We start from the raw sequence: 21,799 nt of genomic DNA, 5'->3' as shown, positions 1-21,799 counted from the left end.
GTACGCTCGCGGCGCGGGATGCGTCGGGATGACGCCGGCTCCTGCGTGTTCAAGTCACGAGCCTCAGGATGCCCGGGCCATCGCGATCATGCTCTCGAAGTCGAGCCCCGCCTTCGTGCCGCCGTCGCAGAGGATGTCCACTCCGGTCAGGTAGCCGGGCTTGTCGCTCGCGCAGAACGCGAGTACTTCGGCGACCTCCTCCGGCTTGCCGAACCGCTTCAGAGCGGCGTACTCGACGAGCTTTCCCGAGGCCTTCGCCTCCTCGAGGCGGCCCATCGCGGTGTCGAAGCTACCGGGTGAGACGGACACGATGCGGGCTCCCTTCGCACCGAACGCCGCAGCCATCTCCTGGCTGTACCAGATGACGAAGCCCTTGCTCACGGAGTACGCCGAGCCCGAGTGCATCGACTTCGGCGCGAGCTTCGCTGCCGAGGTCAGCTTCCGGACGAATCGCGGCAGATCGGTCAGAGCGAGCCGGAAGGAGCGCGTGGGTGTGAGCAACTTCGGCGTCATGTGGCCGGCGATCGACGCGACGTTCACCAGGGCGAAGCCCTCGCCGGCGATCGCGAGGGCCGCTTGAGTGACATTCACGGTCCCGAGCGCGTTGATCCGGATGATCTGCTCCGCGGTGCCCATCTGCGGGCTGACGCCCGCGGAGTGCACCACGGCGCGCACCGTGCCGGTGCCGGTGCCCGTGCCCGTGCCGGTGCCCGTGCCGGACCTTGTCGCTGTCGCGAACAGCGCGTCCACAGATGCCCGGTCGGTGATGTCGCAGACGACGCCCTCGGCCTCGATGCCGAGCCCGGTCAGCTCTGCGACGGCGGCGTCGAGCCGCTCCCGGTTCACGTCCGCGATGACCACGCGATGGTCGCGCCCCATGATCTTCGCTGTCGCCAGGCCCATGCCACCCGCGCCGCCCGTGATAATCACCGTCTGCGTCATCGATCCTCCTTGATCGTCGGGCGTGGGTCCCCGCGCTCCTGCCGGTCGCATTCAATCACGCCGCGGCGAGCCCGGGCCAGTTCCGCCCATTTGCTAACGAGGCTACTATCCGCTGCAGCACCATCGATGGAAGGAATCGGCGATGAGCGCACGAAAAGTAACGCTGGCGGGCTGGGTCGCTCTGGTCCTCGGCCTCCTGTTCGTGTTGCTCCAGTCGTATGGCTGGTGGAATGAAGTTCAAGCCCGCGGAGACCAGGGGGATTGGCTTGAGCAATGGGCGATCACGACGCACGTTCTCCCCACCCTGCTGCTGGTCGCCTCCGTCGCGCTGGGCTGGCGCTGGCCGCTGGTCGGAGCCATCGGGTTCCTCGCGTATTCAGTCGTGATGGTCTTCAGCTACTACCCCGAGTGGGCATACGCCCCGTTGGTGACCGGACCCACGGTCGTCATCGGCGTGCTGTTCCTGATCGACTCCTGGCTGCGGCGACGCAGCGTCACCGCCGCACCTCGCCCCAGCACTTAGTCCGGCTGGCGCGTAGCCCGATTGGCCCAGGCGAAGATCGAGGGCCACCAGAAGCCTGCACCACTGGCCGCTGCCGGGCGGCGGGATCGAACTCTGCTGCGTGACGCATGACGCATGACGACATGGCGCCGTAGGGTTCCTACTATCCCATCCAGCTGCCGATGCCGGTCCAGTGACGTTCAACGTAGCGGCCGCGCATTCCCTTCTGCACGGCAAGCTGCAGTGCAGTCTGCATGAGCGCCTCACCACCCTCGGCGTGGAGTTCCTCACCGATTGCCGTCAGTCGATCGTCCGTCCGGCTCCACTCCGGGTCGCTCATGCCCTTGCCCTCTTCCGAGAGGGCGTTGAGCTTCCCGTCGAGGGCCATGATCTCATCAGCCAGGGTGCCCAGGTCGCTGATCGGTGCCATCAGTATCTCCTCTGTTCGAATTCGCGCTGCCATCATGCGGCGGTCTGGATCGGGCGGCCAGACCGTGGACAGGCACGATGGCCAGGTGTATGCGAGAACAAGGGGTGGCCTCGCCGGCTACCCGAGTGCCGGCTACCCGAGTGCCGCCTACCCCAGGCCGCAAGCCAGGCCACAAGCCAGTGCCGCAAGCCAGTGCCGCAACCCGGCGCCCCGTCCTCAGTCCGATTGGCCCATACGAAGATCGAGGGCATCCGCGATCCTTGTGCGGGAGGTGGTGACGTAGCGCCATTTGCCGCCGCCGGGGTCGAGCCAGGGGGGTGCCTTGAGCTGGGGAACGCCTCGGAGCATGCGGATCTTCCAGCCGGAGGTCTCGATCGTTCTGTGATGGAACCAACAGAGAAGCACCCCGTTATCGGTGTGGGTGTCGCCGCCCCAAGCATCCGGGATGACGTGATGGATCTCGCTCCAGCTGGCCGGGATCTGACAGCCGGGGATGATGCAGCCACCGTCCCGGGCGGAGATCGCCCGGCGCNTCGCCACTCGCTACGACAAACTCGCCCTCACCTACCGCGGAGGCGTCGTCCTCCGTGCCATCACCATCTGGTTACACGAATTAGGAGACACGCCCTAGTCCGATTGGGCCAGGCGGAGATCGAGTGCATCCGCGATCCTTGTGCGGGAGGTGGTGACGTAGCGCCATTTGCCGCCGCCGGGGTCGAGCCAGGGTGGCGCCTTGAGCTGGGGGACGCCTCTCAGCATGCGGATCTTCCAGCCTGAGGTCTCGATCGTTCGATGGTGGAACCAGCAGAGAAGCACCCCGTTATCGGTGTGGGTATCGCCGCCGAAGGCGTCCGGGATGACGTGGTGGATCTCGCTCCAGCTGGCCGGGATCTGACAGCCGGGGATGATGCAGCCGCCGTCCCGGGCGGAGATCGCCCGGCGCTGCTCCCGATTGAAGCAACGGTCGGGCACACCGAGCGAGCAGATCGCGTTTTCGTCGCCGAAGACAACGGGCTGGATGCCGCCGGTGCAGACCTTCTGCTTCACGGCCCGCATCGACAGCGGGACCTCGATGCCGTCGATCCAGCCCACTCCCTGTTCCTGAAGAAGGTCTTTCTGCCGGACGGTGACGAGAACGGTGGGGGCGGCGCCTCCGATGGTGGGGGCCTCGGCGCTGCGCGCCGCGACGTCGAGGATGACAGCGAGCACGTCGTGCCGCCGCTGGTCGAAGGTGCGGTCGTCTCGCTCGAGCACCGACCGTTCGAGTTCTTCCTGCGCCTGCTCCGGGGTGAGGAACGCGACCGGGGCGGACTTGGGCGAGAGATACGCGTCGAAGAGGCGCTGCAGCTGCCCGCCGATCTCGGGCAGCAACCGGCCGGAGACCGGGATCGTTCCGCCCTGCGCGCGCCCGAGGCGCAGCCCGCGTTCCTGGAAGGCACGCTCATCGTCGGGGCGGGCGCCGTCGGGATCGAGCACCGGCTTCCACACGGATGCCTGCAGCCGGATCTCATCGGCCGTGGCCGGCACGCAGGTGTCCATGCTCTGGCCGGTCGCCGCGGCGACGAGTTCGGTTTCGGCCAGCTGGACGTTTTCGAGGTTTGCGCGGTTCAGTGTCGGAGTGAGGGAGCCGAGGATGGCTTCGGCCGCGTCGAGGCCGAGCGCCCCGGTGGCCAGGCCCGCCGCGGTCGCCGGGAACTTCGGCGGCAGAGCCTCGCCGACGATGGAGTAGTCGGTGCGCACCTGCGATCCGATGCGCATCCGCCGGTTCGCGGTCGACCCGGACACCAGGGTCATCCGCTGCACCAGCTCCGACGGGGTGCGGCAGCCCTTCTTCGCCGAGAGCCGGCCGGTGCCGAGCTCGAATCGGGACCGGTCGGCGATCTCCGCGGCCGCCGCCACCCGGAGGGCATCGACCCGACGGCCCGCCTCCTCGATCGCCGCGGTCACCCTCAGCAGCCCGTCGTCGCCGAAGCCCCGCACGTCCGAACAGCGCAGCGCCTCACCGATCTGCGCGGTGGCCACGGCCAGCGACGCGAGCGCATCCGCACCGTCGGCGGCGGCCGATCCGGCGGCTGACTCAGGGGCTTCGGTGGGGGTGTCCATACGTTAAGTCTCCGCCGAACCACCGACATTCCTACCGACAAAGCACCGGTCAGCCGCATTTTCTGTGGATAACTCCGGCGGGTTGGCGCCTGTGGAGGAAGGGCAGCCGCGGACTCCGGCACCAGTCCGCTCCGACACCACCCCTCAGGGCGCCAGCAGGATCTTCCCCACGTGCGCCGACGACTCCATCCGCCGGTGCGCATCCGCCGCCGACGAGAACGGGAATCGGCTGTCGATCACCGGGCGGAAGGCTCCGGATTCGACCCAGGGCCAGACATCCGTTCGGATGCCGCGCATGATCGCGGCCTTCTCCTCGAACGGGCGCGAGCGCAGCGTGGTGCCCCAGTACCGGCCCCGCTTCTGCATGAGGTGGAACGGGTTGAAGCTCGCGTTCTCGCCGCTCTGGTTGGCGATCACCATGATGCGTCCGCCCATCGCCAGCGCCGCCACATTGCGCGCCGCGTACGAGCCGCCGATGATGTCGAGAATCACGTCGGCCCCGTGCCCGTCGGTCGCGGCCGCGATTTCGGCCGGGAAGTCCTGCTCGCGGTAGTTGATCAGGATCTCCGCCCCGAGGCTGCGGCACACAGCGAGTTTCGAAGCCGATCCGGCCGTCACGGCCACCCGCGCGCCGGCCAGCACGCCCAGCTGGATCGCGGTCGTGCCGATGCCGCTGGCGCCGCCGTGAACGAGCAGCGTCTCGCCGGCGGTCAGGCCCGCGCTCATGAACACGTTCGACCACACCGTCGCCAGCGCCTCGGGCAGCCCGGCCGCCTCGACGAGGTCGAGCGAGTCCGGAACCGGCAGCGCGAGGTCCTCGTGCACCACGGCCTCTGTGGCGTAGCCGCCGCCGGCGAGCAGCGCGCACACCCGGTCGCCGACCGCGAACTGCGTCGCCTCGGCCCCGACCTCGGTCACCACACCCGACACCTCGAGCCCCGGCCACTGCGGCGCCCCGGCCGGCGACGGGTAGCGCCCCTGCCGCTGCGCAACGTCCGCGCGGTTGACGCCCGCCGCGGCCACCTGAATCCGGATGTCCCTGGCGCCGACAGGCAGGTCGTCCACTGTGGCGAGGGAAAGGGCTTCGGGCCCGCCGGGGGCGTTCACGAGGATTGCGCGCATGCGCTCATCCTACGAGCGTCCCACTCGCGGTCGTCGAGTCGCACCGGTGGTCGAGCCGGTCGAGACCCGCCGCGACGCTGGCCGAATCGCGAAGGGCCGGCGAAACGACGAACGTCGTCTCTCCGGCCCCAGCTCCTGGCCTGCGAAGTAGTAGCTAGTTCGCCGGTTCGGTGACTGTGTTGCTCTGCAGGGTGACCGCCGTCTGCGCCAGCAGGCGGCCGTTGATCGATGCGCCGGTGTTCATGGCGATCATGGTCTTGCTCAGGATGGTGCCCTCGAAGTGGGCGGTCGTGCCCAGCGTCACAGCGCCGGCGGTCTGCCAGAACACGTTCTTGGCCTGAATGCCGCCCACGAGGGTCACGTTCTTGGCCGGCGCCTGGTCGATGTTGCCGGAGACCTGGAAGACGAAGACGTCGTCCGGACCCCCGGAGAGTTTGACGTCGTTGGAGATCGAAACGTCGGTGCTCCACTTGTAGAGGCCCGGGACGAGGGTGCGTCCGCCGATCTCTCCGGCACCGAGGTTGACGAAGTCCGGGTTCACGCGACCGGCCGCATCCGTGTACGCAATGCCCATGTCGCCGACGGCGGTCGTGAGCAGCGTGGCATCCGTGACCGCACACGGCGGGCCGGCGGCGTCAACCGAGTAGATGGTGCCGGTCACCTCTGGGCAGCTCAGCAGGATGGCGGCACCGGTGATCGGGCTCGACCCGACGTTGCCGGTGACGGCCGAGGAGGGGACATCCGTCACCCCGGTCTGTGACAGGATCGCGAAGGTGCCGGCAACGCCGAGGGCGACGGGCGCCTGGGGGGTGGGGCTCGCGACGGCTGCTCCGCCGAGGCCGGCGCTGCCGACTCCGACCACCGCGATGGCCACCAGGGCAGCCAGAAGCCGTTTGCGCGGGGTGGATAGAAGCTGGAATTTGGTCATGGTGCTCTCCCTCTCAATGGACCCGCAGGATGCGGATTGGGCAGGGCCGCGGTGGGCGCGGTCTCCGATGCTGCACATCGGGTTTCTGGGCGTTGGCCACCTGCGCCCCTGGCCTGATTCACCCAAAGAAAGAGAGCCCCCGGTCCCACGATCAACGGGCGTCCACCACGCACTCTTGTGTGCACGCCCCACGGGACCGATTCCAACGAATCGAATCTGTCTACCCCAACAGTAGGGGTGTCCCGGCTGCCCAGCGTGAAGCCCGGAGGCGTGTTCTCCTGACGTTCACCCCGGTGGTCGAGCCCTCGGTGGTCGAGCCCTCGGTGGTCGACCCAGGTTCACCGGACACCCCTCAGCGAGAGCGAAGAACCGCGAGCGCCTTCTCCGATAACGGGGTGCCGGCTCGCTTTGCCGCATAGAGCGCGGCGCCCACGACGGGGCTGAACAGGGGTGGGCGCAGGTCGTAGTTCGGATTGTCCGCGACCAGGGCGTCTTCGAAGCCCCGGCGAATGAACTCCGCGTTGAACATCCCGCCCGAGTACGACACCGGGACAAGGTCGTCCACGCCGAAGCCGAGCTCGACACGTGTGGTTTCGACGATCGCGGCCAGTTCAACGCACGCGTCGGTCAGAATGCCGGCCGCAACGGCGTCACCCTGCAACTCCGCATCGACGACCGTCCGGGACAGGTCGGCGATATCGCTTCGCCGGCCCTGCCAGCGGTCGACCACGATGTGGATCAGGTCGAGGTCGCTCGTCACGCCGACCCGCGACTTGATCGCGTCGTACAGGGGGCCGCGGGGGAGCCGGCCATCACTCATCCGGGTGAAGGCGTTCAGGCCTCGGATGGCGATCCAGTACGCAGAGCCTTCGTCGCCGAACAGCTCGCCCCATCCGCCGGCTCGATAGCCCAGGCCGTCACGCTCTCCATAGGTCATGGAGCCGGTTCCGCTGATGACGTTGATGCCGTCGATGCCGCCCAGTGATCCGGCCCAGCCGCAGACCATGTCGTTGTCGCAGGAGTACCTGTCGTGGCCGAGAACGTTACGGGGAAGCGCGTTCAGGGTTTCCACGTCGCCGCTCGCCTCGCCGTAGCCGGGCAGGCTGAAGAAGGCTTGACGGATGTCCGCTGGTTCGACGCCCGCAGAGCGGCACACCTGGCCGACACCGTCAGCGAGCACCCGTTCGACGAGCTCGATTCCCTCGGTGAAGTAGTAGCAGCTCTGCGTTTGTGCCTCGGCCAGGATCTGTCCCGAGTCGTCGAGGAGCACGAAGGCGGTCTTTGAGCCGCCACCGTCGACGCCCAGGAACAGAGTCACAGCCGCGCGCTCGCGCCCGCGGCTTCGCCCGCGGCAGGCGCCAACGGGTGGATGGTGACGCCCTGCACAACGCGGTTGACGTCGCCTCCGGGGAACGGGTTGTCTGCCGTCGTGCCGAGCTCTAGGGCGAACGACAAACCCAGGATCTGTGCCACGACGACGTAGCCTACGGCAAGGTACGCGTCGTTCAGGCCGGCCAGCCCCTCGAGAACCCACGATTCGCCGAGCGACGCAGGCAGCGGCTCTGAGGCGATCGCGATGACGCTTTCCGGCTTCTGGGTTGAGCGGAGCTCGGCGATGATGTCCAGGTCGTACTGGCGGGTGTACGGGTCCGATGACACGTAGACGAGCACGAGCGTGCGGTCGTCGAGCACGGCCTTGGGGCCGTGGCGAAAGCCCAATGCGGAGTCGAAGTAGGTGACGACCCGGCCCGCGGTGAGCTCCAGGAGCTTCAGGGCCGATTCGCGAGCCAGGCCGGTCAGCGGGCCGCTTCCCAGGTACACGATCCGGTCGTATCCGCCCGCGGCGAGCTGGCGGATCGCCTGCTGCCGGGACTGGATGACCTGCGTCGCGGCGGCGGCGAGGGCGCTGACTGCTGCGTCATTCTCGCCCCCCAGGATGAGCAGGCACGACAGCAGCATCGACGTGAAGCTCGAGGTCATCGCGAACCCCTCGTCGTTGGAGCGCTCGGGCATCAGCACGGTCATGGACTTCTCGCGACCCTCGTGCTCCCGGTAGAGGCCGCCGACCCGGTCGCAGGTCAGCACCAGGTGGCTCACGTCGGTGAGGCATTCGTCGGCCAGGCGGGTTGCGGCGATACTCTCCGGGCTGTTGCCCGATCGGGCAAAGGAGATGAGCAGTGTGGGCAGATCCTCCGCGAGAGCGTCCCGCGGGTTCGAGACGATGTCCGTGGTCGCGAGGGCGTCGACGCGACGGTCGAGAAGCCGGGAGAGGGCCGGAGCCGCGATCTGCCCGACGAAGGCGGACGTGCCGGCTCCGGTCAGCACGATGCGCAGATCGGGGCGGGCCAGCAGCGGCGCGAGGAATGCATCCAGATCCTGGCGCAGAGCCGCGATCGCGGATGCGGCCTCGCCCCAGACCTCGGGCTGCTGGAGGATCTCGCGGACCGTGGCTACAGAGCCGGGGCCGGGGGTGAGGACGCCGGGTGAGGTGAGCGGACTAGTCATTAGTAAATACTGCGACATACTGCGTGCTTCACGCAATATCACGAGCGTTTTGGCGCTAAAGTGGGCACAAACAATGCGCATTTGAGACAAGAAAGCGAATCATGTCCACTGACGGCTACTTCGAAGCCCATCCTCGCGCAGTATCCGCGAAGCGCTCCGACCGGATGCGAGCGGTCCTGTCCGCGCTTCAGGAGCAGAACACAATGTCCCTGGCCTCTCTCGCCAGGGACCTCGGGGTGTCGGCCGCGACTCTCCGGCGGGATCTGGCCGACCTCGACGAGCAGGGCCTTCTCGTGCGCACCCACGGAGGCGCCCGCGCATTGGAATCCCACAGCGAGATTCCGGTCCGGCTTCGCGACACCCAGTTCAGGGAAGCCAAACAACGTATCGCCAGGCGCGCGGTCGAAATGATCCCCTCCGGCCCGTATGCCGTGGCGATCAGTGGCGGCACCACCACGGCGGAGGTCGCCAGGGCCCTCGGCAATCGCACGGAGTTGACGATCGTGACCAACTCGCTCACGACCGCTTTGGAGTGCGCGGCGCGGCCCCAGCTCAAGGTGATCATCACCGGCGGGGTCGTGCGGTTGAGTTCGTTCGAGGCCGTCGGGTCACTGTCGGAGAACACGTTCAAGGCGATCAACGTGGGCACGGCCATCCTCGGCACCGACGGCATCACGGCCGCCGGCGGGGTGACGACGCACGATGACACCGAGGCCCGCACGAACAACGCGATGGTCGCCAGCGCCCAGCGAGTGATCGTGGTCGCGGACGGTTCGAAGGTCGGGCGGGTGACCCTGGCGAAAATGGCGGACCTGTCCCAGATCAGCGACTTTGTCACCGACTCGAATGCAGACCCGGTCGAGCTGGAGCGCATCGCCGACGCCGGCGTGCAGGTGCACGTCGTCGATCTCACCGGGGCGCGGCCGTCACGCCTCAAGCAGGCGAAGGCCGCCTCCCCGGACGCTTAGCCGGCCCCGGCTACTTCACGCTTCCGGCGAGCAGCCCACTGACGATGTACTTGTTCAGGAGCAGGGCGATGGCCGCGGGAACGGCGATGGCGATGATTCCGGCGGCGCTGAGCAGCGAGAAGGGCACGACGTGCCTGCCCTGCAGCGCGGCGATGACGACAGTCAAAGGCTGCGTCGACAGGTCGCTCGACAGCACGAGCGGGAACAGGAACTGACCCCACGCGAACAGGAACGTGATGATCGCGGTGGAGATGATTCCGGGCAGCGCCAGGGGAATCACGATGTGCCACAGGATCTTCATCCGGCTGGCGCCATCCATGGTGCCGGCTTCCTCAATGGCCAACGGAAGACTCGACATGTAGTTGTAGAGAATCCAGGTCGCGAGCGGGAGGAACCCCGAGACGTACACGAGCACGATGCCCGTATACGTGTTTACGAGGCCGAATGTGCTCAGGATGCGGTAGATCGGGATCAGGGTCGTGTACGCCGGGAATGCCATCGTGGCGAGCACGGCGTAGAAGAGGATCTTCCCGCCCCGGAACTTCATCCGGGCGAATGCGTACGCCGCGAGCGTCGCCAGCACGACGGTGATCACTGTGGCCAGCGTGCACTCGATCAGGATGTTGATGGAGGACTGGCGAATGGCCGCTGCTGTCTCACCCTCGCCGGTGAGCAGCGCCAGGTAGTTGGACAACGTCGGAGTGGGCGGAACGTAATTCGAGGGCTTCGAGCTCACCTGGGCATCCGTTTGAAGGCTGGTGTTCAGCGCCCAGTACACGGGCACGAGCGACCAGATCACGATGAAGGCGACTCCGAACCATCGGAACCAGTGCGGGCGGCGATTCATCAGTACTCCACAGGGCGGTAGACGAGCTTGAGAATTCCGAGCGACAGCACCAGCGTGACGATCGTGATGATGAGCGACAACGCGTATCCCTGCCCGAAGTCAAGGTTTTGGAAGCTGATGAAGTAGGTCTGCATGGTGACGGATGCTCCGGTGCTGGCAGCACCGTTGAGAATGTAGGGCTGGTCGAAGATGTTGAGGGTCGCGATCACCGCCTGCACCATCGCGATGGTGATGCCCGGCGCGGTGAGCGGCAGGGTGACCGACCAGAACACCTTCCACGGCGAACCGCCGTCCAGGCTCGCGGCTTCATAGAGTTCATCGGGGATGTTCTGCATTGAGGCCAGCACGAGCAGCGTGGAAAGCGGGGTGATCTGCCAGACCTGCACCATCTCGATGGCCAGGATTGTCATGAATTTGTTCTGGCCGAGGAAGACCTGGTACGTGTCGATCAGGTGCATGGACGTCAGCAGGCTGTTGACCAGGCCGGTATTGCTGTCCCAGATGTTGCTCCAGATGATCCCGTTGACCACGCCCGGGAGGGCCCAGGGCAGAATCAGCACGGCGATGAGCAGGGAGCGGCCGAGGAACTTCTTGCGCAGGATGACCGCGAAGAACACCGCGAGCACCGTCGACAGGATGACGCCGACGAGCACGTAGATCACCGTGTTACCCATGCTCGAGAGCACGCCGGCGTCGTTGAACAGGTTGACGAAGTTTTCAAAGCCGTTGAACCGCACGGGCGGATTCAGCGCCTGGTCCTTGAAGAACGAGGCCACGATCGTGAAGAGCGCGGGGATCAGGGCGAGGCTGATGATGAAGAGTGCGAGCGGGGTGACGAGGGCGTAGGGCAGGATGTCGAATCGGCCGCGCCGTTTGGCCCCGGGGGACGCGAGCTTCGCGCGTCCCCCAGGGCCTACGACTGGGGCGTTCTTGACCCGGGTATCAGCGTTCACCGTTGCGTTTCGGGTCGGGTTGCGCGTCGGGTTCGGGTCACGAGCCGCTTGAGAGCTTGTCAGCGGTGTCGGAGATCGCCTTCATCGCATCCTTGACGCTCATGCTGCCCGCTGCGGCCGCGTGCAGGTTGGTGTTGACCGCTCGGGAGAATTCGGGGTACCAGGCGGGCGCACCCTCGGGGAAGACCGGCCGGGCGCTGTCCTTCAGGATCGAGGTCAGCACGTCTCCGCCGGCCAGCTTGCCGTCCGCGGTGAGCTGCTCGATGGCGCTCAGGCGGGAGGGCAGGAAGTAGCCGGGGAAGACGTTGTCGGGGCCTTCGCCGCCCGCGAATCCGTACTGGGCCTTCTGGGAGGTGAACCACTCGATGAACTTGGCGGCCGCCTCCTTGTACTTGGCGGTGACGGGAATCCCGATGCCATCCGGGTTGCTGACGTTCGGTCCGACACCGTCGACGCCGGGCGTGGGCAGGTAGGTGACCTTGCCGACGACGCTGGACGTGTCGGGGATGTCGTAGAGGCTGCCGACGTTGCCGGAGTAGTCAGCGAACGTGGATGCGACGCCTCCCTTGGCCATGAGCGTCTGCTGGCCCTGCGTGTCGCTCACGTTGATGTTTCCCGGGGGAACGAGCCCGGACTTGACGCCGTTGACCATCCACTCGGCCGCCTTGTAGCCGGCGGAATCGGGGTCAGAGAACTGGGGCTTGCCGTCGCCGTCGAGAACGGTTCCACCGAAGGCGGCCGTGGTCTGGTACCAGTATGTGGACAGCCCTTCCGCAGCGGCGAAGGGGATGTTCAGGGGGTGCTCGGCTACGCCGCTCGACTTCAGCTTCTCCAGGTCCGCGGTGTATTCCGCGATGGTGGTCGGCATCGTCGTGATCCCGGCCTTCTCGAACATCTCCGTGTTCACCGTCGTGGTGAGGAAGGAGGCGTCGAAGGGGATGCCGACAACGTGCCCGTCCGACACGAAGGAGTCCAGCTGCGGCATGTCCTTCTTGTAGGAGTCCGTGTCCAGATAGTCCTCGAGGGGCTCGAACCACTTCAGCGTGCCCAGCTGCCCGACCCGGGACCAGTCCACGTCTGTCGCGTCGGCGAAGTAGGTCTTGGCGGCCGATGAGGCAGCGATCTTGGTCTGGAGGCTGTCCCAGTCGATGGTCGACCACTTGACCTTGATGCCCGTGTCCTTGGTGAACTCGGCAAGAGCGGCCTTGGGCGGCGGAGCCGTGAACAGGGCGACGGTGATCGTCACGCCCTTGGTCTCTGAGGAAGACTTGTTCGCTGCAGGCGCGCAGCCGGAGAGGCCGAGGCCCAGGATCGCCACACTCGCCAGGACTGCGCCCGTCCGTGTGTATTTACGCAGTGAAGCCATTTCAAACCTTCCGTTCCTGGAAAGCGCGGAAAGGCGCTCACCGCTGGTAACCGACCCATGACGATGCTGTCAAGTGAAATGACTGTGCCACACACTGCGCACTTACGCAAGAAATGTGCATAAAAACTGCTCACTTCAACCAGGGGTCGGTCAAAATGAACGGTTGCGCGGAGTCGGACCGCTCGTCCCGGCCGGTGGTCGAGCCCGTCGAGACCCGTCCGCCCAGCCGGTAATCGAGCTTGTCGAGACCCGCGAACCCCTACTCCGCCTACGCCTGCTTCACGGCCACGATGGACGACATCGCCCGCGAAGCCGGAGTGTCCCTCCGGTGAGCTACCAGCACGTGCGCAAGAGAGACGGCGCCTTCCGCCGCATCACCGAAAGGATGCTCGACGGCGCGCTGGCCGAGGCACGGAACGCTGCCGGGGCCTGCTCTCCTCCTCAAACACGCCGGTCCAGTACGCATCGGCGTCGTGAAAATGGCCAGCAAAGTCCTGGATGTTTCCGGCCGAACCTAGGTTGTTCGAGCCCTGGATGTTCGCCGGAGTCGCATCCGAACCGGATGCCCCGCCAGGGTCGTCCTGCCGCGCCAGCTAGCACGGGGATCGAGTGCCGCCCTCCGCCGAGCGATGCCGCAGCGGGCGACGACGACGTCTGGGCGCCCTCGGCTGTCGGACTCGCCGCCCGCTCCGTGACATCCGCGCTGCTCCCGAGCACGAAAAGTACCGAAACGAGTGCGAGTCTAAGGGCGGTAAGCCGATGGTTCCTGGTGCTAGCCTCATGATGAGGGCCTCCCTCGCTGGAGTTCGTGCTTGTTTTAGCGGTTCTAACGGCGGGTGGCGACCGAAGAGACTTCATTCGGTGGTGCGCGGGTGCCGCGCTCATAGCGCGGGGGTACAGGCACGCAGGGAACGCCCTCGGGATAGACATCCGGGTGCGGCAGGGCGTCGGCGGTTTGCTCGCGGTTACTGCCCGAGTTGGGCCTGTGCTCTTTGTCGGCCGGAGTAGCCCCGTCGGGCGGGGCCGCCACGCCAGATGCTCGGGCATATGCTGCGGGTCAGTGTCTCGCGGGGATCCGTAACAACCGGCCCGGTGATTGTGTGGTCAAGAGAGACCTCAATCGAGCAAGGTCAGGCGCGGCGCGGACGGGGGAGTGCCGCGGGATGGATAGAGTGCCACCAGGTCCTTGCGAAGAAGCGAGGGGGAAGTACGGGCATGGATTCGAGGGGAATTCGGCAATATGGCGTCGTCGGAACCCTCGGTGGGGGAGCGCGCAAGCCTAGCTCTCGAGGAACGCAATAAGCGTGCTTTCGAGCTTTTCACTGTCGCGCAATTCGCATTCCCAAACCGTGTGTACGCGCCAACCGCGCGTCGCGAGATCCTCTCTGTTACGCAGGTCTCGTGCCAGGGTGATGGATCGCTTGTTCGCCCAGAAATCCACGTTGCTCGCGGGTGTCGATTGCCCCCAGCGGCACGAGTGGGAGTGCCAAAAGCAGCCATTCACGAACACAACTTTGTGTCGACTGGTGAAGACAATGTCGGGCGTCCCGGGCAGGTCCCGAACGTGCAATCGGTAACGGTAGCCGAGCGCGTGGAGCATCCGTCTGACGGTCATCTCGGGTTTAGTATCGACCGAACGAATTCGCGACATCGTCTTGCTGCGTTGCTCTGGAGTCAAAACGTCGGGCATGTGGCCAACGCTACGCCGCTCCGATTGGAGAGTGGTGACAGCCTTGCCCCGACATCGCGAGGCGGATTCGCGTGCGGGACCGGCGGTATAAAGTGACTGACCTCGTCGACTATTTGCGCCTCTCCCGTCAGGCTGCGGTCGAGCAATGGTCGACGATCCTGCGCCGCGACCTCCCAGCGGCCGGACGCCGTCAAGTAGCGTATACGCCGGTCGAAACGCTTCTGACTTTCGGGCTGGCGTTTGTGGTGAATCGCGGAAGCTACGGAACGGCAAACCTCGACAAAGTCCCGGAGCCGGTGCCAACAGTGGCCCGCCTTTTTAGGCGGTCAATATCGAGCATTCTTGCCAAGATGGGCAACCTCGACGGATCCAGGACGAATGGGGCCCGCAACGAAATTGAACTCGCAAGCATGCTCGGCGGAGACCTGTCCCGCTACTTTCAGCTGTACGAAACAATCTTCGACGCTGCTCGGCTACTTGGCCTCGATACCCAAGCGCTTCCCGATTTCCTGGGCCTGGAGCGCGAATCGATGCAGCGCGTTTTGGACGCAGACAGAGTGACTTCGGATGAGCTGGCTGCGCAAGTTGAGCAGCAAGCTGACAAGTGGCTCCGGGAGAGACCCGATATCGAGCTTGTCACGACTGAGCGATTGCTGATGGGGTCGGCACGAATCGGACAGGCGCGATTCGCACGGGCCGTGCTCGCCAATTGGAGGCAGCGGTGTGCTTTTTGCGGTTTGACTCTCGTCGGTACGGGGCTCCCGCCGGCTCGAATGCTCGTCGCAAGCCATATCAAGCCGTGGCGGCACAGTTCCAACAAGGAACGACTCGACTATTTAAATGGTCTAGCGCTCTGTCCCACTCATGACGCGGCCTTCGATACCTTCCTGATCTCAGTGCAGCCCGACATGACATTGGCGCTGGCGCCGGCGCTCGAGATGGCGATCCGCCGTGACCCGATCGTGGCCCGAAACTTCGGAATCGACGTTCTCGTTAGCCGGCTCCAGATTGAGGAGGGGTCAGTCACTCCTCGGGAGTCGTATCTCGAATGGCACTCGCAGCGGCTTATCGGGCAACAGCCAAATCACAATGCTCGGGGTCCCCTAACTGGGGTGGACGGATTGCCGGGTATGAAGCGAGTCGGCCTTGGCCGACTCACCACTCAAGAAAGAATCAAACGATGAGCACCTCCGGCAATTGGCAGCGTCCTACTCCCTCCCTTGTGGCAGAAGTGCATGATCATCGCGCAACGGCGCTCGATGTGTATCGGCGAAACCCCAATCTGATTCAAGAGCACATCAATCAGGAGGAGAGTTACCGGACTGGCGGGTACGCGGAGCGCCAGCTTTTTGAACTCGTCCAAAACGCGGCAGATGCCAACGTCCGGGGAAAGAAACCAGGGCGCGTTGAGCTTCGACTGAGCGGAGGAAACCTCTACTGCGCAAACGAAGGTGAGGCCTTCACGAGTGACGGCCTCAAGGCCGTTACGCATGCCTTTCTGAGCGGAAAACGCGGTGACGAGATTGGTCGCTTCGGGCTCGGGTTCAAATCGGTCCTGAGCGTCACTGACAATGCTCAAATTCTCAGCCAAACAATTTCGCTCGAGTTCAATTCCTCTGATGCCCGAATCGCGATGAGCGAGTTTGGTCCCGGACGACAGCAGCTCCCGCAGCTGCGAGTGCCTACAGTGCTTGATCCTCAAACGGTCTTCGACAATGACAGCGTAGCGGCCGAGCTCGCGACATGGGCGACCACGATTATTCGACTGCCGAACGTCGATCATGCCGATCGCCTTAAGAACCAGTTGACGGCATTTAAGACTGAGTTCCTGCTCTTCGCATCTGCCGTTTCCACGCTGAGGCTCGTCATCGATGAGGGCGGCAAAGATGACATGGATCTCGAACACACATGCATTGCAGTGGCGCCCGGTCGAGTAGAAATTAGCGCGCCCGACGGCTCGAGAACAGAGTGGCTCATCAATGAGCGCATGCACAAGCCGTCCTCCCGCGCCCGCGCCGAAGTCGGCGAAGCGGTGGCCCGTAAAGAGGTCAAAATCACATACGCAGCGCCGCTGCAATCAGTTCAGACCCTTGGCCAGTTTTGGGCGTACTTTCCGCTTCGCGACGAGACGACGGCGCGAGGCTTGTTCAATGCGCCATGGAGAGTCAATGATGACCGTACGTCTCTCCTTCCGGGGCTGTACAACAATGAGATATACGAGCAGTTCGCGCAGATGTTCGTGGAAGTTCTCCCGCTTCTGTCCTCCCTCGACGATCCAGCTCGGCATTTCGATTACATGCCCGGCCGAGGCAAGGAAATCCGCAGTGATGGTGACCAATACTTCACCCAGAGAATCCCAGTGCTCGCGGCGGCGGAGGATCTGGTTCCCGACGCCACAGGAGCCTTGTGCCCGGGGAGCGAGCTAAGGCTCCTGTCGCTCGATTACGCGATGGACCCTGGCGTGATGGAACTCTGGCAGACCGCGCCTGCCTCGCCAGATGAGTTCGCCCATTTCAGATGTTTCTCCACGGCGGAGCGGCGAAAGCGTCTTGAGAACCTTGTTCGGAATGACTCCCGCGCTGACCCAGAGTTCCGCAGGGAGCTCGGTTTCGCGGAATGGCTGACCGTCCTCGCTCATGGTTCTGACTTTCAGAGTCTTCAGATCGCTTTGCGGATCCTGAATTTCCAGAGGGACCGCACCACTCGCGTACTCGGAACGGAAGCGCGCATCGTTCCATCTGCATCTGGCAAATTGTTCAAGGCCAATGCGACGTTTGAGCTGTACTTGCGCGGCGAGAGTGTCGGGCGGATATCCGATCTTGAACTAGTCGACCCGCGGTTCTTAGCGCTTCCAAAAGTCGAAGAGATCCTCAAAGCGCTGGATTTTCATAACCTCACTCCGTCGCAGGAGTTCCGGGCATTGCTCCGTACGGTGGCCGAGGATTGGAGCGATGCCCAGTGGGAGGAGCTCTGGAACGTCATGGACGACGTTCCGATCCCGGAAGCGCGCCAGCTTCTCTCCATGCACCAACGCGGCGACGGTGCCATGAAGTTGCGCGCTCAGGATGGTTCCTGGCGGGATTCACGCTCGCTGATGTTAGCCACGGGTACAAACTTCGCCCCGGCTGATCTTCGCTTGCGCCTGGACACAACATTTCACGGTTCAAATGTCGAGGTCTTGAAGTCGATGGGAGTGGTGTGCGGCGTCGATGCCCGGTTCCCGATTCGATACGAGCCGTTGTACCAGGAGTACCGAGCCTGGGCCAACGAAAAGTATCAGCAGCGCCTGTCAAGAGACTCCACTGCAACGACGGGAGAAGCCACCTTCGTGGAGGAGGAGGGTCCGGGTCCAATTCAGCTTCTGCAGCGCCTCCACACGGATGGCGACAGCGAAGCGCAGGCGGATTGGTCGGCCGCTCTCCTTCGAGCTGATGCTGATCGAACGTGGTCCATGACGCGAGTAGGGGATCCTCGAGCGAGCCCCATGGACTTCATCGCACCGCACCTTTGGGCGATCAAGAAATACGGGCTTGTCGCCACGACCTGGGGTCCCATTGAGGCCAAGTTCGCGCTGGACCCAGCTCTCATTCAGTATCGTGACTACCTACCGGTTGCCCTCACCGGGCAGGCAACCAAGTTGGGCCTCGCCAAGGAGTTGAAGGACGTCCCACCGCCGGTGTGGGAAAAGTTCCTTGAGACTGTGCCTCATGCGGTCAACCCGCAGAACCTGGGTGCGCTAGTTCTCGCGGCCGCCCGTAGGCTTCCGCCGTCGTTCCCAATAAGTCGCATTCCGGCAATTATCGGCGCGGGCGTTTCCGTTGTTGATGCCGCAGATGTGCAGGTCGCGACGACGGTGCAGGAGATCACATTCTTGCTGGCAAAGGCCACTCCATTCCTTCACATCGTCGAGGATGACGAGGCGGAGTACCTCGTCGAGCGTCTGGGCGCCTTGCGGGCGAGCGAGCAGGTAGCTTTCAGCGTGGTGACCGAAGGCGTCTCAGAAGCTGCGCTCCTATGGGACCGCTACCGAGGCTTCAAACGCCTTCCTGGCGCCGCCCTCAGAGACGTTCAGCTCATCGCGTGTGATCGAATTGCGAAGCGCGTTACTGCAGCTGGCGGCGTCGAGGACGAGCCGATCACGCACTACCGTCAGGGATCGACGATTTACTACCAGCGTGACCTGGTTCCCGATGAACTGATGTTCCTGATCAACAAAGAATTCATTCTCGGACTGAGTGTCCCCGAACTATCCAAGCTGCTCAACGTCTCCATCGAACTCGACATGAAGCTGCTGATGGAGCGTTGCCAACTCGAGGATGACGAAGTCAAGAGACTCTTGATGCTCTTCACATCAGATGAGCTTGAAACGGCCTTACCGGTCGGACTTCTGAAATCCGTTCGACGGCTTGGAGCGCCAACGCGCCCCACGGACGTGTCTCGACTCTTCTTGAACGTGCATGGGTTTGACTCCCTAAACGTCCTCAAGAACGACTTCGTCCGCAAGGGTTTTCCTTGCCCGGATCGCTGGGCAGGATCCCTCGACGCGCTCAAGTTCGTCCGAGACCTCGGATTCAAGCCTGCCTACGCTCAGGAGAAGGGCGGCCCCCTCGCCGCTTCGATCCAGGTGTTGGGCCGGCCGGAATTGCCTGCGCTTCACGGGTATCAAGTCGAACTTGCGCACAAAATCAGGGACGTTCTTAGGGCGAAACGGGGAGACGAGGCGAAAGCGATGCTCTTCCTGCCAACTGGTGCGGGAAAGACCCGGGTTACTGTCGAGGCAATCGTGCAGGCGTTCCTTGAGGATGGCCTCGTTGGACCCGTGCTTTGGATCGCGCAGTCCGAGGAGTTGTGTGAACAGGCAGTTCAGACATGGAGTGCCGTTTGGCGTGAACTCGCGGATTCCCGAACCCTGACGATCGGCCGGCTCTGGGGATCAAACACTGTTAGCGATTTCGAAAATGACTTGAGCATTATTGTCGCGACCGACGCGAAGCTGGAAAAGCTTCTTGGGAAGTTTGAGTACAAGTGGTTGGCAGAAGCTACCGCTGTGATCGTAGACGAGGCCCATGTGGCGGGCGACTCTCCGCGTTACACGAGGATTTTCCGTTGGCTTGGCGTCGATGGTCGGTCGGCCGAAAAGCCACTTCTGGGGTTGAGTGCCACGACATTCAAGAACCGAAGCGAGGGTCGAACTAAGAGTTTGGTGGCGCGCTTCGGGCGCAATCGGCTGAACGCTCTTGGGTCGGATCCTTATGGGGCTCTGCAGGACATGGGCGTGTTGGCCAAGGTGCGGTACGACGAACTGCGAGGTGCTGATGTCGAATTGAGCCCACAGGAGCTTGAGGACGCGGCGAGCTGGTCTCGACTTTCATTCACTGTCATGACACGCGTCGGCAACGACGAAGACCGCACGATTCGGATTGTTGAACATATCAGCGAACTTGACCCGACGTGGCCGGTTCTAGTCTTCACCTCCTCCGTTGTTTCAGCCCAAGTGCTGGCGGCTCTGTTGCAGGCGCAAGGTATTTCGGCTGCATCTGTGAGTGGGAATACGCGACGCCAAGAACGGCGCCGAATAATTCAGGATTTCAAGGATCGCAAGATCCGAGTGTTGGCGAACTGCGACGTACTCACGCAGGGCTTCGACGCTCCCGGCGTGCGCGCCTTGTACATCGCCAGGCCGACACTGAGTCCAAATGCATATATTCAGATGGTCGGTAGAGGCTTGCGCGGCCCATTGAACGGCGGAGAGGCCGAGTGCCTCATCGTCAATCTGAAGGATACCTTTTCCAACTTCTCCGGAAACCTTGATTTCACTGAGTTTGATGGGCTGTGGGATAGCACCGAGGCGGCGACGAAATGAGAATGCTCCCGCCCGAAAGCTCCTTCACTCATGTCAAGAGCAACGCCGAAATCCGTGTCGCCCACCTAATCTCCCAGATTGGGTATGAGGAACCGGTGGCGTGTTTCTACTCCGTTCACCTGACCGAACACGAATACAAACGGATGTCGGAAGTCGACTTTGTCGTCGTCTGGGAGGACTGCGTCCTCGCCATCGAGGTGAAGGGTGGGCGCGTTGCCCGCGCTGGCGGCTCTTGGAGCTTCACGAATCGACATGGAGAGCAGACCTTCAGGGCGGAGGGGCCATTTGATCAGGCTCGGTCAGCGATGTTCGCTCTCAAGGAACGTCTCGAGAAAGTGGATCATGCTCTGGACGTGTCCTTCGCCTTCCTCGTCATCACTCCCGACCAGGCGTTACCTAACGACACCGAGTGGGAGCCGTGGGAACATGCCGGGCCTATGTCGATGACTGTGAACGGTTTGAAGAAGGTTCTGGATCAAGCTCGATCCCATGCCCGCAAGGCTAACTCTCGAGTGCCTCGTGGGCAGGAATACAGCCGACTTCTCCAGATTCTTCGCCCCGACTTCGATCGCGTGCCGCGGCTGAGCGTTCAAGCGGAGGCTCTCGAGCGGGAGTACATAGCGCTCGTGGAGGCCCAATATGCGGTGCTGCTCGCGGCGGAGGACAACGCGCGAATTCTGTGTGAGGGAGGGGCGGGCACGGGCAAGACGCTTCTCGCTGCAGAGACAGCGCGCCGTGCAGCCGCGGCAGGCAAGAATGTGCTCTTCGTTTGCCGATCTAAGGCCGTGGTCGATTACGTCGCCGCTCTGCTATCCGAGACGACGGTCAGATGTGTCGCATTCTCGCAGCTTCCGACAAGCGGGCCTTGTGAGGTTCTTGTCGTTGACGAGGCGCAAGACGTCATGAATGAGTTGGACATACTCCTTCTCGATTCGGCAGTTGAGGGCGGAATCGAGGCTGGAAGCTGGCGGCTCTTCTGCGACACGAATAACCAGGCGCACGTTGACGGTCGGTTTTCAGAGGCAACCCACAATGAGATTAGAAGTCTGGCGAGCCGCAGTCGGTTAACTCTGAATTGCCGCAATACCGCGCCCGTGATTATCCAGACACAGATGCTGACTGGGGCGGATCTGGGTACTCCAAGGGTCGGCGCAGGGCCGAAGGTGGTGTCGCTCGCGGTCGGAAACGACTCGATTGCTGGAGCCGCCCTTGACGCGAGATTGGCGATGCTTGTCGAACAAGGCGTCGATTTGGAGGATGTGGCAATCGTTTCGTTGCGTCCGTATGGCGAAGCGAGCGCCGCAGTTCGCAGCGCGGCCTACGGCCGGAAAGGGATCGTACTTGCCGCGGAAGGTCGCCGCACTGGTTCTGCGACGCTCTATCGTCCGGAGGAAATCAAGGGTCTGGAAGCGCCACACGTATGCGTCATCGACGTGGACGACCTCGATGCAGAAGCGGCGCTGCCGAAACTCTACGTAGCCATGACCCGCCCGCGCGTGAGCCTTTGGGTCGCGTATTCAGACCGCGCGTGGAAGCAACTACGCACCCGCGGGCCGGCGCTGGCCGGGAAAGGAATCTAG

At 63.9% G+C, this 21,799-nt stretch carries 17 protein-coding genes; 5 read left to right on the top strand and 12 right to left on the bottom strand.

Annotated features, from left to right (window positions below):
* Positions 1 to 63 precede the first annotated feature (63 nt).
* The gene (locus E3T33_RS04855) at positions 64 to 942 is read right to left on the bottom strand and encodes an SDR family oxidoreductase (RefSeq protein WP_134574878.1); all 879 of its coding nucleotides are present in this window, start codon (positions 940 to 942) and stop codon (positions 64 to 66) included.
* Positions 943 to 1,084: 142 nt separating this feature from the next.
* On the opposite strand from E3T33_RS04855, the gene E3T33_RS04850 reads away from it, so the two are divergent.
* Positions 1,085 to 1,465, top strand: coding sequence for a hypothetical protein (locus tag E3T33_RS04850; RefSeq protein WP_092321094.1), 381 nt, complete (start codon positions 1,085 to 1,087; stop codon positions 1,463 to 1,465).
* A gap of 142 nt (positions 1,466 to 1,607) precedes the next feature.
* Here the strand turns inward: E3T33_RS04850 and E3T33_RS04845 are convergent, their stop codons facing one another.
* From E3T33_RS04845 to E3T33_RS04810, 7 genes are all read right to left on the bottom strand, one after another.
* Complete coding sequence (locus tag E3T33_RS04845; RefSeq protein ID WP_092321095.1) at positions 1,608 to 1,874, bottom strand: hypothetical protein; 267 nt, start codon at positions 1,872 to 1,874, stop codon at positions 1,608 to 1,610.
* A 216-nt stretch (positions 1,875 to 2,090) separates the two neighbouring features.
* Entirely contained in the window at positions 2,091 to 2,414 is a 324-nt protein-coding gene (locus tag E3T33_RS04840) for an HNH endonuclease signature motif containing protein (protein WP_134574877.1), read from the bottom strand.
* A gap of 87 nt (positions 2,415 to 2,501) precedes the next feature.
* Positions 2,502 to 3,977: an HNH endonuclease signature motif containing protein gene (locus tag E3T33_RS04830; RefSeq protein ID WP_134574876.1), complete on the bottom strand. Its 1,476-nt coding sequence runs from the start codon at positions 3,975 to 3,977 to the stop codon at positions 2,502 to 2,504.
* A 144-nt stretch (positions 3,978 to 4,121) separates the two neighbouring features.
* Positions 4,122 to 5,099 (bottom strand): NAD(P)H-quinone oxidoreductase, encoded by a 978-nt coding sequence (locus tag E3T33_RS04825; RefSeq protein ID WP_092321097.1) that lies wholly within the window; start codon positions 5,097 to 5,099, stop codon positions 4,122 to 4,124.
* Positions 5,100 to 5,253: 154 nt separating this feature from the next.
* Positions 5,254 to 6,027: an ice-binding family protein gene (locus tag E3T33_RS04820; RefSeq protein WP_092321098.1), complete on the bottom strand. Its 774-nt coding sequence runs from the start codon at positions 6,025 to 6,027 to the stop codon at positions 5,254 to 5,256.
* Between the two features lie 352 nt (positions 6,028 to 6,379).
* Entirely contained in the window at positions 6,380 to 7,345 is a 966-nt protein-coding gene (locus tag E3T33_RS04815; RefSeq protein ID WP_198417244.1) for a BadF/BadG/BcrA/BcrD ATPase family protein, read from the bottom strand.
* Positions 7,342 to 8,532 carry an SIS domain-containing protein gene (locus E3T33_RS04810; protein ID WP_134574875.1) on the bottom strand — a complete coding sequence of 397 codons (1,191 nt, stop codon included), beginning with the start codon at positions 8,530 to 8,532 and terminating at the stop codon, positions 7,342 to 7,344. The genes E3T33_RS04815 and E3T33_RS04810 overlap by 4 nt, the downstream gene beginning before the upstream one ends.
* Positions 8,533 to 8,633: 101 nt before the next feature.
* Between E3T33_RS04810 and E3T33_RS04805 the strand changes: the two genes are divergently transcribed.
* Entirely contained in the window at positions 8,634 to 9,500 is an 867-nt protein-coding gene (locus E3T33_RS04805) for a DeoR/GlpR family DNA-binding transcription regulator (protein WP_134574874.1), read from the top strand.
* A 10-nt stretch (positions 9,501 to 9,510) separates the two neighbouring features.
* Here E3T33_RS04805 and E3T33_RS04800 read toward each other — a convergent pair whose 3' ends face one another.
* The 4 genes from E3T33_RS04800 to E3T33_RS04785 all read right to left on the bottom strand — a co-directional run bounded on the left by E3T33_RS04800 (position 9,511) and on the right by E3T33_RS04785 (position 14,356).
* On the bottom strand, positions 9,511 to 10,347 hold the full coding sequence (locus tag E3T33_RS04800; protein ID WP_134574873.1) for a carbohydrate ABC transporter permease: 837 nt from the start codon (positions 10,345 to 10,347) through the stop codon (positions 9,511 to 9,513).
* Complete coding sequence (locus tag E3T33_RS04795) at positions 10,347 to 11,300, bottom strand: sugar ABC transporter permease (protein ID WP_092321102.1); 954 nt, start codon at positions 11,298 to 11,300, stop codon at positions 10,347 to 10,349. The genes E3T33_RS04800 and E3T33_RS04795 overlap by 1 nt, the downstream gene beginning before the upstream one ends.
* A 37-nt stretch (positions 11,301 to 11,337) precedes the next feature.
* Positions 11,338 to 12,666 (bottom strand): extracellular solute-binding protein, encoded by a 1,329-nt coding sequence (locus E3T33_RS04790; protein ID WP_134574872.1) that lies wholly within the window; start codon positions 12,664 to 12,666, stop codon positions 11,338 to 11,340.
* A gap of 1,279 nt (positions 12,667 to 13,945) precedes the next feature.
* Entirely contained in the window at positions 13,946 to 14,356 is a 411-nt protein-coding gene (locus E3T33_RS04785) for a very short patch repair endonuclease (protein ID WP_134574871.1), read from the bottom strand.
* Between the two features lie 92 nt (positions 14,357 to 14,448).
* Here E3T33_RS04785 and E3T33_RS04780 point away from each other — a divergent pair, with 92 nt between their 5' ends.
* Genes E3T33_RS04780 through E3T33_RS04770 form a run of 3 tightly spaced genes read left to right on the top strand, consistent with a single transcriptional unit; the run spans position 14,449 to position 21,799 of the window.
* Entirely contained in the window at positions 14,449 to 15,540 is a 1,092-nt protein-coding gene (locus E3T33_RS04780; RefSeq protein WP_134574870.1) for an HNH endonuclease, read from the top strand.
* Positions 15,537 to 20,219 carry a helicase-related protein gene (locus tag E3T33_RS04775; protein ID WP_166784396.1) on the top strand — a complete coding sequence of 1,561 codons (4,683 nt, stop codon included), beginning with the start codon at positions 15,537 to 15,539 and terminating at the stop codon, positions 20,217 to 20,219. Before E3T33_RS04780 ends, E3T33_RS04775 begins: the two co-directional genes overlap by 4 nt.
* A complete protein-coding gene (locus tag E3T33_RS04770; RefSeq protein WP_134574868.1) occupies positions 20,216 to 21,799 on the top strand; it encodes a nuclease-related domain-containing protein in 1,584 nt (527 codons plus the stop codon). Before E3T33_RS04775 ends, E3T33_RS04770 begins: the two co-directional genes overlap by 4 nt.

Source organism: Cryobacterium sp. TMT1-2-1, from assembly GCF_004403955.1.
GTDB lineage: Bacteria > Actinomycetota > Actinomycetes > Actinomycetales > Microbacteriaceae > Cryobacterium > Cryobacterium psychrotolerans.
Note: the sequence above shows the minus strand (reverse complement) of the source record. Positions and strands in the feature narration are given on the sequence as shown.

Coding starts and splice junctions, on each gene's coding strand:
- E3T33_RS04855 (WP_134574878.1), bottom strand. CDS start 942: ATGACGCAGACGGTGATTATCACGGGCGGCGCGGGTGGCATGGGCCTG.
- E3T33_RS04850 (WP_092321094.1), top strand. CDS start 1,085: ATGAGCGCACGAAAAGTAACGCTGGCGGGCTGGGTCGCTCTGGTCCTC.
- E3T33_RS04845 (WP_092321095.1), bottom strand. CDS start 1,874: ATGGCACCGATCAGCGACCTGGGCACCCTGGCTGATGAGATCATGGCC.
- E3T33_RS04830 (WP_134574876.1), bottom strand. CDS start 3,977: ATGGACACCCCCACCGAAGCCCCTGAGTCAGCCGCCGGATCGGCCGCC.
- E3T33_RS04825 (WP_092321097.1), bottom strand. CDS start 5,099: ATGCGCGCAATCCTCGTGAACGCCCCCGGCGGGCCCGAAGCCCTTTCC.
- E3T33_RS04820 (WP_092321098.1), bottom strand. CDS start 6,027: ATGACCAAATTCCAGCTTCTATCCACCCCGCGCAAACGGCTTCTGGCT.
- E3T33_RS04810 (WP_134574875.1), bottom strand. CDS start 8,532: ATGACTAGTCCGCTCACCTCACCCGGCGTCCTCACCCCCGGCCCCGGC.
- E3T33_RS04805 (WP_134574874.1), top strand. CDS start 8,634: ATGTCCACTGACGGCTACTTCGAAGCCCATCCTCGCGCAGTATCCGCG.
- E3T33_RS04800 (WP_134574873.1), bottom strand. CDS start 10,347: ATGAATCGCCGCCCGCACTGGTTCCGATGGTTCGGAGTCGCCTTCATC.
- E3T33_RS04790 (WP_134574872.1), bottom strand. CDS start 12,666: ATGGCTTCACTGCGTAAATACACACGGACGGGCGCAGTCCTGGCGAGT.
- E3T33_RS04785 (WP_134574871.1), bottom strand. CDS start 14,356: ATGCCCGACGTTTTGACTCCAGAGCAACGCAGCAAGACGATGTCGCGA.
- E3T33_RS04775 (WP_166784396.1), top strand. CDS start 15,537: ATGAGCACCTCCGGCAATTGGCAGCGTCCTACTCCCTCCCTTGTGGCA.
- E3T33_RS04770 (WP_134574868.1), top strand. CDS start 20,216: ATGAGAATGCTCCCGCCCGAAAGCTCCTTCACTCATGTCAAGAGCAAC.